Raw genomic sequence first — 12,903 nt, 5'->3', positions numbered from 1 at the left:
CCTATTCCGGAACCGCGCCAGCGGTTAAGTTGCCGCCCTCGATTCGAGCTTCCCCTCATCATCAGGAGAAATTTCAAATGACCATCACCGCCGCGCATATTTCCCCGATCGTCGCCCTGATTGCGGGAGTCCTGATCCTGATCATGCCGCGGTTCCTGAATTTCATCGTCGCGATCTACCTGATCATCGTCGGTCTGGCCGGGCTCGGCGTGTTCAAGATGCTGCGCTTCTAGTCAGGCAAGCGGGGTTTCGCGGCTTGCGCGGAACCCCTCAAAGTGGTGTAAGGCGCGCACCTTCTCCTCTCTTTTCGGATTGTCATCTGCCATGGCCAAAGCGGTTGCGAAGTCCAAGAAAAACCTTGTGAAAATCGTAGCGAAATCAAAGTCATCGGCGCCAGGCAAAGCCGCGCCGGCGGCCTCGGCGCGCAAGACGCTAACGAAGGCTCCGGCACCGAAGGCAGTTGCGAAGCCGGCACCCAAGGCGGTTACGAAGCCGATTGCCAAGCCAGTTGCCAAGGCAGCTGCGAAGGCTCCGAACAAGCCTGCCAGCAAGACGGCGAAGAAGGTGAGCAAGCCGGCCGTCGAAGCGGTCAAATCCGGCAAGTGGGTCTACACGTTTGGCGACGGCAAGGCCGAGGGCAAAGCGGGCTTGCGCGATCTGCTCGGCGGCAAGGGCGCCAATCTCGCCGAAATGGCCAATCTCGGCCTGCCGGTGCCTCCGGGCTTCACGATTCCGACCTCGGTCTGCACTTACTTTTACGCCCACGACAAATCCTATCCGGCTGCGCTGAAGGCGCAGGTCGAGAAGGCGCTGGAGCATGTCGGCAAACTCGCCGGCAAGTCGTTCGGCGATTCCCGGAATCCGCTGCTGGTGTCCGTGCGCTCCGGCGGCCGCGCGTCGATGCCGGGCATGATGGATACCGTACTCAATCTCGGCCTCAACGATGAGACCGTCGAAGCGCTCGCCGAATTGTCCGGCGATCGCCGCTTCGCCTATGACAGCTATCGGCGCTTCATCACGATGTATTCGGATGTCGTGCTCGGCTTCGAGCATCATCATTTCGAGGACATCCTCGACACCTTCAAGGACGGCCAGGGCTATACGCTCGACACCGATCTGACCGGCGACGACTGGGTCGAACTGGTCGGCCGTTACAAGGATGCGGTGGCGCGCGAGACCGGCCACGATTTCCCGCAGGATCCGCACGCGCAGTTGTGGGGCGCGATCGGTGCGGTGTTCTCATCCTGGATGAACGCGCGCGCGGTGACCTACCGCCGCCTGCACGACATTCCTGAATCCTGGGGCACCGCGGTCAATATCCAGGCCATGGTGTTCGGCAATATGGGCGAGACCTCGGCGACCGGCGTTGCGTTCACGCGCAACCCGTCGACCGGCGAGAGCAAGCTGTACGGCGAATTCCTGATCAACGCGCAGGGCGAAGACGTGGTGGCGGGCATCCGCACGCCGCAGGACATCACCGAATTTGCGCGCCAGGAATCCGGCTCCGACAAGGCGTCGATGGAAGTCGCGATGCCCGACGCGTTCAAGGAGCTGACGCGGATCTACACGCTGCTCGAAAAGCACTACCGCGACATGCAGGACATGGAGTTCACGGTCGAGCAGGGCAAGTTGTGGATGCTGCAGACCCGCGGCGGCAAGCGCACCGCCAAGGCGGCGCTGCGGATTGCGGTCGAGCTCGCCAATGAAGGACTGATCTCGAAAAAGGACGCGGTGATGCGGATCGATCCCGCCTCGCTCGACCAGTTGCTGCATCCGACGATCGATCCCGCCGCCAAGCGCGACGTCATTGCGACCGGCCTGCCGGCTTCGCCGGGCGCCGCCTCCGGCGAAATCGTGTTCTCGTCCGATGAAGCTGCGAAACTGCAGGCCGATGGCCGCAAGGTCATTCTGGTGCGGGTCGAGACCAGCCCGGAAGACATTCACGGCATGCACGCCGCCGAGGGCATTCTCACCACCCGTGGCGGCATGACCTCGCACGCCGCCGTGGTCGCGCGCGGCATGGGCAAGCCCTGCGTCTCCGGCTGCGGCACCATTCGCGTCGATTACGGCCGCGGCACCATGAGCATCGGCACCCGCACCTTCAAGACCGGCGACGTCATCACCATCGACGGATCGGTCGGCCAGGTGCTGGCCGGACGGATGCCGATGATCGAGCCGAAACTGTCGGGCGAATTCGGCACGCTGATGGGCTGGGCCGACGCCGTTCGCAAGCTCGGCGTTCGCGTCAACGCCGATACGCCAGAAGACGCGCGCACCGCGATCAAGTTCGGCGGCGAGGGCATCGGCCTTTGCCGTACCGAGCACATGTTCTTCGAGGAAACCCGCATCCGCACCGTGCGGGAGATGATCCTTTCCGAGGACGAACAGTCACGCCGCGCGGCGCTGTCGAAGCTGCTGCCGATGCAGCGCGCGGATTTCGTCGAGCTGTTCGAGATCATGAAGGGGCTGCCCGTCACGATCCGTCTGCTCGATCCGCCGCTGCACGAGTTCCTGCCGCACACCCAGGCCGAGATCGAGGAAGTCGCGCGTGCGATGAACACCGATCCGCGCAAGCTCGCCGATCGCGCGCGCGATCTTGCCGAGTTCAACCCGATGCTGGGCTTCCGCGGCTGCCGTCTTGCGATCGCCTATCCGGAGATCGCCGAGATGCAGGCGCGCGCGATCTTCGAAGCCGCGGTCGAGGCCGAAAAGCGCACCAGCAAGGCCGTCGGCCTCGAGGTGATGGTGCCGCTGATCGCGACCAAGGCCGAGTTCGACCTGGTCAAGGCGCGGATCGACGCCACCGCGCAGTCGGTGATGAAGGAGACCGGCAAGAAACTCGCCTATCAGGTCGGCACCATGATCGAGTTGCCGCGCGCGTGCCTGATGGCCGGCGACATTGCGAACACCGCCGAGTTCTTCTCCTTCGGCACCAACGATTTGACGCAGACCACCTACGGCATCAGCCGCGACGACGCCGCGAGCTTCCTTGGCACCTATGTGGCGAAGGGCATCCTCGAGATCGATCCGTTCATCTCGGTCGACCGCGATGGCGTCGGCGAACTCGTCAAGATCGGCGTTGCGCGCGGACGCAAGACGCGGCCCGATCTCAAGGTCGGGATTTGCGGTGAGCATGGCGGCGATCCCGCCTCGGTGGCGTTCTGCCACGAGATCGGCCTCGACTACGTCTCGTGCTCGCCCTATCGCGTGCCGATCGCGCGGCTCGCCGCGGCGCAAGCCGCCCTCGGCAAGACGGTCGCGAGCCAGGCTTAGTTCTTCTCTGCGCTAACAATCGGAAAATCGGCGTCATGCCCGGGCTTGTCCCGGGCATCCACGTTTTTGGGCCCGTGTCATTGCGAGCGCAGCGAAGCAATCCATAGCGCGGCATAACGGATGGATGGATTGCTTCGTCGCTTCGCTCCTCGCAATGACGTGGAAACTACGGTTCTCCGACTTCCATCGCAATGCATGGGGTGGAATCGCATCACCCGTAGTGACACGGGAACCCGCAACATTTTCTTCATCATCTTCGTTGACGGGATGTTTACCACTTTCATCGCGCTGGCGTTTACCAAGCTTTCTCGAGCGCGACAGCAAATGCGCGCAATATCTTGCGTGGTGCACGCAGGCCACGCCGATTAACTCCCCGGCAACCTAAATTCGATACCAACAATAAAGATCGAATTGCACGGATGTACTGAGTTCGGTCGTTTTTTGTAAGCGTTGCGTAGAGCGTATCGATGAATGTGTTGCGTAACCAGCCGAAGGGCGCGCGGTTCGCGTCCTTCGGTCTCGGTCTTTGCATCTTCGCATTGATGCCGACCGAGATCGGATATCAGGATATCGCGTCACTGCTGGCCCGGCAGCCGGGCGTCGCCGAACGCTGGCAGAAGCGTGTGTTCTCCACCGCCGGCAATATCCACGTCGCGACCTTCAGCTTCGGCCGTCCGATCGGAACCTCTTCGCCGCAGACTGCAACCTTTCGGCTCGCCAGCCTCGACAATCAAGGCATCGACATCACCGGTGCAGTGACGCGCAACCCGATCATCGTCCCGCCGCCGCGTTATCATGCCGCCGATTTCCCCAAGGTCGATCGCACCATGAAGGGCGATCGCCTTGTCATCGCGCCGTCCACGCCTGCGGAGAGCTCAATCCCCGCCGGCAGCGCGCCGGCCATCGAAGATCCTTCGTCTTCAAACGCCTCTGTCAAAGGCCAGAAGACCGCGGCCACGTCGCCTTCAGGTGAGCCCGCGCCGCTAGACCCCGAACTTCAGGCCGCGCTGCGCGCGCCGCCGCTGCCGCAATTCGATGTGTCGATGTCACTCGAAGCCAAACCGCTCGACGACAAGCCGCTCGTTAAGCCAAAGGACGTCCCGGCAGCACCGGAAGTGGCGCTCGCGCCCGCGCCGCCGCGCGACAATTTCGCCTTCAAGACCTCGAGTCTGTTTTTTGGCTCGTCGCTCGGCTCGCCCGAAACCATGGAGCGCTGGCGGCCGGGCGAAGAGCCCATCATCATGCTGCCGAGCGCGGTGGTTGCCGATCCGGACATGAAGATCATGGCCTCGCTGCCGGTCGATGCCGACGGCCCGGTCAAGGCCGGCGAGATGGGCGTCAGCGTCGCGCCGAAGGGCGAGGTCAATTCCGACAACCAGCGCGCCAAGACCCCGGCCGAGCGGCTCGGCTTGTTTGACGACAAGTCGCGCGCCAAGTCGGAAAAGTGCCTGACCGAAGTTGTCTATTTCGAAGCCCGCGGCGAAGCGGTGCGCGGCCAGATCGCGGTGGCGCAAGTGGTGTTGAACCGCGCCTTCTCCGGCAAATATCCGGATACGGTGTGCGGCGTGGTCTACCAGAACAAGCACCGCCATCTGGCTTGCCAGTTCACCTTCGCCTGTGACAACAACAAGGACGTCGTCAAAGAGCCCGACATGTGGGATCGCGCGCAACGGATCGCAAAGGCGATGCTGGACGGCCAGCTCTGGCTGCCCGAGGTCGACAAATCGACGCACTACCATGCCTATTGGGTGCGTCCGTCCTGGGTCAGCGAGATGAAGAAGATGTACAAGACCGGCGTGCACACCTTCTACCGGCCCCGCAACTGGGGCGACGGCAGCGACGCGCCAAGCTGGGGCACCGCCGCGGAGACGGCCGCAATCTCCGCCAAGCTCGCCGAAGCCGCGCAAAGCTCGGCCGAGCAGGCGAGCGTCAGAAGGTAGCGATTGTCGTCCCGGCGAAGGCCGGGACCCATAGCCACCGGCGGTTTTTGTTTTACGCGCTGAGCATTATCTTCCTTTTCCAACAATGCGGGCCGCGGCGTATGGGTCCCGGCCTTCGCCGGGACGACGTGATCATTTCCCTTTGCGCCCGCCCGTCCAACCCACCCCCAAAATTGCACTCGACGATTTTGCAGGGCTGCCCTGCAGCGGAAAAATTTTCTCCGCCGCCCTTGGGATTTCCATGCGAATGCATTAACTCCTCCCGGCGCACCCGCCCGGTCGCTTCCGGCCCGGGCGCCAAGCATCGAGGAAACCCATGGCTGTAACCGCAGAGAATCTTCGCCCGGCCAAAGCCAGCTGGCGGACGCCATTGGTGATCATCATCTGCGGATGCGCGATCGCGCTGTTGAGTTTCGGGCCGCGGTCGAGCCTTGGTTTCTTCATCCAGCCCATGAGCAAGGAATTTACCTGGGGCCGCGACGTCTTCGGCCTCGCGCTGGCGCTGCAGAACCTGTTGTGGGGCTTGGGCCAGCCGATCGCAGGCGCGATCGCCGACCGCTTCGGCATCCTGCGCGTGATGGTCATCGGCGCGCTGCTCTACGCCGGCGGACTGCTCTTGATGCGCTACGCGTCGACGCCGGCCTCGCTCGATCTCGGCGCCGGCGTCCTGATCGGCTTTGGGCTCTCCGGCTGTTCGTTCAACCTGGTGCTGTCGGCGTTCAGCAAATTGCTGCCGCCGGAGAAGCGTGGCCTGGCGCTCGGCGCCGGCACGGCCGCCGGCTCGTTCGGGCAATTCCTGTTCGCGCCCTTTGGCGTTGCGTTGATCGATAATTTCGGCTGGCAGCCGGCGCTGACCGTGTTTGCCCTGCTGATGCTGTTGATCGTGCCGCTGTCGCTGGCGATCGCGACACCGCCCGCAACGTCGTCGAATGTTCCCGCCGCCGACCAGCAATCGTTCAAGACCGCGCTGGCGGAAGCGTTCGGCCACCGCTCCTACGTGTTGCTGGTGCTCGGCTTCTTCACCTGCGGTTTCCAGCTCGCCTTCATCACGGTGCATCTGCCGGCCTATCTGTCCGATCGCGGCGTGTCGGCGCAGACCGGCGGCTGGGTGGTCGCCGCCATCGGCCTGTTCAACATCATCGGCTCGCTCAGCGTCGGCTGGCTGCAGAACAAATATCCGAAGCGCTACATCCTCTCGATGCTCTATTTTGCCCGGGCACTGACCATCCTGGCGTTCATTTCATTCCCGATCACCACTTTCTCGGCGATCATGTTCGGCGCCGCCACCGGTCTGACCTGGCTCTCGACGGTACCGCCGACCTCGGCGCTGGTGGCGATCATGTTCGGCACCCGCTGGTTTGCGACGCTGTATGGTTTTGCCTTCGTCAGCCACCAGGTAGGCGGTTTCCTTGGAGTATGGCTTGGCGGCATCGTGTTCGAGCAGTACGGGTCGTATACGCCGCTTTGGTGGCTCTCGATCTTCTTCGGCGTGCTGTCGGCATTGATCAACCTGCCGATCGTGGAACAGCCGGTCGCGCGAGCGGTTGCGCAGCCCGCCTGATACTCATCGAAGTGGCATGATCTCCGGGCAAACGCGTTCCGCGTTTGTCCCGAGGGAAAACCGGTTTCCACTTTTCCGGATCATGCTCTAAACACTCTCCCAACTGACAAAGTTCGGGAGAGTTTGCCGTGGGAACGTTCAAGGCCATCAGGATCGACAAGGCGGAAAAAGGCACCACATCAGCGCTGACGCAATTCGACGAAGCCGAATTGATGGAAGGCGACGTCACCGTCAGCGTCGAATGGTCGACGCTGAACTACAAGGACGGTCTGGCCCTCACCGGCAAGGCCCCGGTGGTGCGGCGCTTCCCGATGATCGCCGGCATCGACTTCGCCGGGATCGTCGAGCAATCCTCGCATCCGCAGTGGAAGGCCGGCGACAGGGTGGTCTGCAACGGCTGGGGCATGGGCGAGACCCATCTCGGCAGCTACGCCGAGAAGGCCCGCGTCAGGGGCGACTGGCTGGTGCGGCTGCCCGATAATATCTCTACCCGCGACGCGATGGCGATCGGCACCGCCGGCTACACGGCGATGCTGTCGGTGCTGGCGCTGGAGAAGCACGGTCTGACGCCCAAGAGCGGCCCCGTCGTCGTCACCGGAGCTGCGGGCGGCGTCGGTTCGGTCGCGACCGCCGTGCTGTCGAAACTCGGCTATCACGTCATCGCCTCCACCGGGCGGGTGTCGGAGGCCGATTATCTGAAAGGTCTCGGCGCCGCCGAGGTGATCGACCGGGCCGAACTGTCAGGCCCCGCAAAACCGCTGGCCAAGGAGCGCTGGGCCGGCGGCATCGACAGCGTCGGATCGACCACGCTCGCCAACATCCTTTCGATGACGAAATATGCCGGCGCCGTCGCCGCCTGCGGCCTTGCGGCGGGCATGGACCTGCCGTCTTCGGTGGCTCCGTTCATTTTGCGCGGAGTGTGCCTTCTCGGCATCGATTCCGTGATGTGCCCGATCGAGCAGCGCAAGCTTGCCTGGAGCCGCCTCGCCAGCGATTTGGATCACAGCAAACTAGCTGATATTACTCATGAAATCGGCCTTGACCAAGTCATCGGCGCCGGCGCCAAAATCCTCGCCGGCGAGGTCCGCGGTCGAATCGTGGTAAAAATTCTCTAACGGCGTTCAGACTTTACCAACCATGCTGCTCCAATGTTGCCACGGTTCGTATGGTAAGCAGCGGGTAAAGAGGCCTGCATGATCCGGAAAACGGGGGTACCGGTTTTCCGTCGCGACAAACGCGTAGCGTTTGCGCGGGGGTCATGCGCAAACAAGGCGGGTGCCCGCGCTCAGTTAAGTTGGAGTTGCCGCATGCTTGCGCGTTTGGTGTTGGGGGCCGTCACGGCCGGGGCGATGGTGGTACCGGCGCTGGCCGGGATGATGAATGCCGACGAGGCCCGTAAGTTTGTGAGCGGCAAGGTGTTCGCCTTCACCTGTTTCGACGGCACCCGCGGCGCAGGCCGCGTGCTCGACGATCTCGGGGCGGCCGGATCCATTCAATTCAGCGGCGCGGGGCCGACCCGCCATGTGCGCCTGCCCGGCAACACGCTGCAGATCCGCGGCCAGGCGGTTTGCGCTTCCATCAAGGGTCTTCCGTTCGAGCCGTGCTTCAATCTCGACAAGCGCGATGACCGCTCCTTCCGGGGATCGGTGTCGGGCATGGGCTTCGCCTATTGCGATTTCCGCCACCAGGGCGCGCAGCAGATGTTGATGGCCCGCTCGGTCGCGCGGCCGCGTTCGCTGCATGCGCCGGCGCAGACACGCTCGGCGGACGCGTCGCGCACGGAGGTCTCGGCTCGCGTCGAGACACCGGCGGTTGAGGCCGCGAAGCTCGAGCCGGTGAAGGCCGAGCCGGCGAAGGCCGAAAGCGCGCCGGAGCTGCGCCGTTCCACCGAGTGATTTCCGGCGAAATGAAGCCCAAAGTTGGGAAAGTGTGCCCGTAGTCATACGGGCTGGCGTTTTCACGTCTTGGTAGCGAGTCTAGCCCACCGTGACGGCCAATGACGGCCTGGGGGCGGCTCATACATGAGATCAACTATGCCGCTGTATTTTTTCCGGATTAGCAACGGTCACTACGCTGGCGCATCCGAGCAGGGCTCCGAATTCGAAAGCCGCGAAGCCGCTTGGGCCGAGATGACCAAGGTGTCCGGCAACCTGCTCGGCAGCATTTCGCGCAGCATGAAGCAGAATGCCGAATGGCAGATGGAAATGCTGGACGAATCCAAGAAGCCGGTGTTCAGGATCCGCCTCGTGGCGGAATCCGTCACCTGATTTTCGATCGGCAAGTTCCTCCGTTCGGTTCGCCGCCTGACCGATCAACTCTGTGTCGGCACAGCAGGCGCCACCGCCGCCCGCCTGCGGAACAGGATCCGCTGATACAGCCAGCCGATCGCCACCAGCACCAGGCCGAGGCACATAAAGGACAGCGCGCGATAGACCCCGGTCAGCGTCGACATGTCGATCAGGAAGGCTTTCAGGATCGTCAGCGCGATCACGACCGCTGACGCCAGCCGCGCGCGTTGCGAGTTGAAGAGGATGCCGATCCCGAGCATGACGACGCCGAACGCCAGATAGGCGATCGAGTAGGTGTATTGCTCGGCGCCAGTGGTCGGGCCGATGGCCATGACCGGACCGTGATAGATCCTGCGGATTTCAAACGTCACATAGGCCAGCGCCAGAATGAGCGCGCCTGCCGCGATCGTGTTGGCGTATTCGACCGGACGCCGCCCCGCCACCGCATAGGACAACAGCAGCGCCAGCACCGCGGGCAGGGCATAGCCGAGCAGCAGCAGGTTGATGACGGCGCCGCCGACATCGATCGACCATAGCATCGGGTTCTCCAGCACCAGCAGCCCGAACACGGAAGCCAGGCCCGCAAAGACGGTGAGCAGGATTGCGCCGGCATTGTGAACGACACTTCCAGTGCGGAGGCGCAGGCGCTCCAGCCCGATCGCCATCGCCAGCGCGACACAGACCTGCAGCGCGACTTCGGCTAGGCCGGCGCTCGGGCGATAGACGTCGCCATTATTGACGGCATGGCGGATTTCCATGAACGCCAGCAGCACCGTGAACAGGATGGCGGCGGATTCGACGATGCGCAGCGGCGCGTCGTCGCCGCCGCGGCGCAGGAAGATGCTGCCGGCCCAGAACGATAGCGCCGGAATGCCGTAGCCCCACAGCAGCCAGTTGAAGATCGGCGTGGTGCCGACGGCGTGGCCTACGATGCGCGGTTCGTAGCCGATCCGCAGCACCACGATGGCGGCGAGGATCGCGGCCAGCGAACGCAGGAACGGGATCGGGCGCTGCATCGAGATCCAGGCGGTGCCTGCCGACATCAGCGCCAGCGCGATCGTGAGCCAGCCTTTTTCCAGCGCGAACGTCAGTGCCAGCGCCAGTGCTGCGAGCGCGCCGGTCGCAAACAGCGCGATCGAGGCCTGCAGGCCCGGGCGGTCCTCGCGCTTGGTCAGGATCTCGGTCGCCGCAGCATAGGCGGCGGCAAGGATCACCGCGAGGATCGCGAACGGGATCGAGCGGTCGAGATTCGCGATCCGGGCATAGAGCGTGACCAATAGCGCGAGCGGCGTGAACACGGCCGTAGCCGACCAGATCACAGGGATGACGGCGCTGGCCGAACGGCCCTGCGCCAGGAATCCCGCGACGCCAAATCCGGCGGCGAAGATCGCTGCGGAGATCAGATGCAACGACACCGATCCGTCCGTGGCGCTTGGCCCGATGCCCGCGATCGGCCCGCCGGGCAGAACCAGCATATCGGGATTGGCGCGGATCGCCCATTCGGCGAACACGATGAAGACGAGACCGGCGGCGGCGCCGACCGCGCCGACCGCGGCTTCGGTGCGCCATGCCACAAACAAGCTGCCGGCCACCAGCAGGCCGAACGCGACCATCGCGACGTCGGCATGAGAACTGTTCAGCACGATCAGGGTCGCGCCGAGCAGATAGGCCGCGAGCGAGCCGGACGAAATCGGTTCGATCTCGCCTTCTTGCGCTGAAGGCCCGAACATGAAGCCGCACACGACAAGCAATGCGGCGAGGATGAAGCCGGCGATCACATGGAACAAATGCGGCGCGACCATCGACGGGCCGCACTGCAGGCAGGGGAGCGTCCATAGCAGCGCGAACACGATGGTGGTGACCGCAAGCCAGCGCCACATCCGCACCCGCGCCAGACCGAACGCGGCCGCGGTGACGATCGCAAGATAGACGTACAGCGCCCAGAAGTCCGGCCTGCCTGACGAGACCAGCATGGGGGTGACGAAGGCTCCGACGATGCCTAGCCCGGCCAGCGCCGGCCCGTGCAGCAGTGCCGCGGCCAGCGTGCCCATCGCCACCAGCCCAAGCAGGATGAACGCGGTGGCGGGCACCAGGAAGCCGTACAGCGCATAGGCTGCGTAGACGGTCGCAAAGGCCACCGCCGTGCCGGCGGCGGTCAGGATCGCGGGGATGTTGGCGATCGGCGTCGCTTCGATCGTGGAGATGCTTTCCTTGCGGCGGGTCCATTCGCCGGCAGCGAGCAGCGCCAGCGCGAACAGGCCGCCAAGCAGCACACGCACTCCGGGGCCGAGCAGGCCGGCCTCGATCGAATAGCGCACCATGAAGAAGCCGCCGAGCGCCAGCGTCAGGCCGCCGATCCACACCACCCAGCGGGTGCCGAGTGTTTCCTCGAAGCCGCGATCGGGCTGCGGCAAGGGCGGCGGCGGCGCGGCGGGCGGGCCGTCAGCCGTGTCAGCCGTCGTCCCGGCGGCTGCTTCAGCCGGCGTCCATGAGTCGGGAGGGACCCATTGATCCACAGGCACAATCGGCGGCGGCTCGGCTGCGACGCCCGGAGAGGCAGGCGCAGTATCTTGCTCGAACATGTGGGGAAGCGGTGGCGGGACGGGCCTGGCGAGCGCCGCCGCGGCTTCCATCCTGTCCAGCCGCCTTCGCAAGTCCCCGATCTCGTTCATCGCTTTGACGGCAACGATAACGGCGACAATGGCGAACAGGAACGGAAGAATTGCAAACTCGTCGAGCATCAGGCCTCCAGGCGGGCACGCAGAAACGTTAACCGCCTCTATGCGGCCCGTCGCAATGCTGTGAGTGCAACTCTGCCCGGAAAAAGTTCAAATCGCCCCCGGGCGGCATTTTAGCACGCTATTCGAGCAGGACTATTCGAGGTCCACGCGGAAGGGGCGGCCCTCGACGGTCATGCTGCCCGGGCCCATCTCATCGAGTGCCCGCAGCATCCGCCCCTCGCGCCCCAGCGCCTTGTCGGCGAGGCTGACGATCAGCCGGTTGGGCTGGGCGATCGGCGAGGCGGCGCGGATCTGCCGGGCGATCGAAATCTCGTCGCGGTGCGGATTGAGCATGCAGGCGGCGGCAAAGGCGCTGGCGGTCGAACGGCTGATGCCGGCATAGCAATGCACCACCATCGGCGCGCTGCGGTCCCAGCCCCGCACAAAGTTCAGCACCTTCTCGATATGCGCGTCCGACGGCGCCAGAAAGCCGTCCATCACCTCGGTGATGTCGTCCATCGACACGCGCAAATGGTTGGCCTCGAGCACCGAGGGCGGCCGCTGCACCTGATCGACATTGGCCATCACGGTGAGGATATGGCTGGCGCCGGTGGCCTTGACGGTTTCGGGAAGGGCGGCGAGCGAGCAGACGTGAAGCATGGCGATCCTTTTGGGGAACTGTCCGTCGTGGGCAGTCCCTGGGGCAGCCGCCATTATAGGCCGGTGCGGGGGCCGGTCAAAGCGGGTTTGGCCCGGGTGGGCTACGGACCACAACATCTAGCCCGACGGGCAAATCACTTCTGGTATTCGGAAGTCATGTCAAGCCCCGAAATAAAAAATATTTCTGTTTACCAGAATACAAATCAGGAGCATATCTTTGCTCATCCCGTCCTACTCAGAAGGGCGTCGGCCGTCGTCACGGACGTTGGGCGGGTTGCGGTGGACGCTGGTTTACGCCTCGACGACGGCGTGGATAAGCGTACGGCAAAACCGTGTGGTCCTGGCACCCGTTGCAGGTGTCAAGCTGTCGGGTAGGCGAGAGCTGAACGGCAGCGACGGAGTCAACCAAGAACTCGTCTCCGGGGAGAGCACGGCATAAGCCGTAAAGCCATTGCGCAGGG

10 protein-coding genes are annotated in these 12,903 nt (G+C 64.1%); 7 read left to right on the top strand and 3 right to left on the bottom strand.

Annotated features, from left to right (window positions below):
- Positions 1-77 precede the first annotated feature (77 nt).
- Positions 78-233 (top strand): DUF3096 domain-containing protein, encoded by a 156-nt coding sequence (locus JQ600_RS26285; RefSeq protein ID WP_192735205.1) that lies wholly within the window; start codon positions 78-80, stop codon positions 231-233.
- Here the strand turns inward: JQ600_RS26285 and JQ600_RS37455 are convergent, their stop codons facing one another.
- Positions 234-572 (bottom strand): hypothetical protein, encoded by a 339-nt coding sequence (locus JQ600_RS37455; protein WP_312010945.1) that lies wholly within the window; start codon positions 570-572, stop codon positions 234-236. It abuts the gene before it with no gap.
- Between JQ600_RS37455 and ppdK the strand changes: the two genes are divergently transcribed.
- The 6 genes from ppdK (at position 565) to JQ600_RS26255 (ending at position 9,041) form a co-directional block, all read left to right on the top strand.
- Positions 565-3,273: a pyruvate, phosphate dikinase gene (gene ppdK / locus JQ600_RS26280; RefSeq protein WP_312010946.1), complete on the top strand. Its 2,709-nt coding sequence runs from the start codon at positions 565-567 to the stop codon at positions 3,271-3,273. The two genes, JQ600_RS37455 and ppdK, sit on opposite strands and share 8 nt — an antisense overlap.
- Positions 3,274-3,740: 467 nt before the next feature.
- A complete protein-coding gene (locus JQ600_RS26275) occupies positions 3,741-5,213 on the top strand; it encodes a cell wall hydrolase (RefSeq protein WP_212387739.1) in 1,473 nt (490 codons plus the stop codon).
- 316 nt (positions 5,214-5,529) lie between these two features.
- Entirely contained in the window at positions 5,530-6,774 is a 1,245-nt protein-coding gene (locus JQ600_RS26270; RefSeq protein ID WP_212387743.1) for an MFS transporter, read from the top strand.
- Between the two features lie 128 nt (positions 6,775-6,902).
- Entirely contained in the window at positions 6,903-7,889 is a 987-nt protein-coding gene (locus JQ600_RS26265; RefSeq protein ID WP_212490154.1) for an MDR family oxidoreductase, read from the top strand.
- 192 nt (positions 7,890-8,081) lie between these two features.
- Positions 8,082-8,669, top strand: a complete 588-nt coding sequence (locus tag JQ600_RS26260) for a hypothetical protein (RefSeq protein WP_212387748.1) — start codon at positions 8,082-8,084, stop codon at positions 8,667-8,669.
- A 138-nt stretch (positions 8,670-8,807) separates the two neighbouring features.
- Positions 8,808-9,041 (top strand): DUF6894 family protein, encoded by a 234-nt coding sequence (locus JQ600_RS26255; protein ID WP_192735199.1) that lies wholly within the window; start codon positions 8,808-8,810, stop codon positions 9,039-9,041.
- A 44-nt stretch (positions 9,042-9,085) separates the two neighbouring features.
- Here JQ600_RS26255 and JQ600_RS26250 read toward each other — a convergent pair whose 3' ends face one another.
- A complete protein-coding gene (locus tag JQ600_RS26250; protein ID WP_212387751.1) occupies positions 9,086-11,803 on the bottom strand; it encodes a DUF2339 domain-containing protein in 2,718 nt (905 codons plus the stop codon).
- Between the two features lie 132 nt (positions 11,804-11,935).
- Positions 11,936-12,442, bottom strand: a complete 507-nt coding sequence (locus tag JQ600_RS26245; RefSeq protein ID WP_212387753.1) for a tyrosine phosphatase family protein — start codon at positions 12,440-12,442, stop codon at positions 11,936-11,938.
- Positions 12,443-12,903: the final 461 nt, after the last annotated feature.

The organism is Bradyrhizobium sp. AUGA SZCCT0176 (genome assembly GCF_018130145.1).
Taxonomy (GTDB): Bacteria; Pseudomonadota; Alphaproteobacteria; order Rhizobiales; family Xanthobacteraceae; genus Bradyrhizobium.
This window is presented reverse-complemented; position numbering and strand designations above follow the sequence as displayed.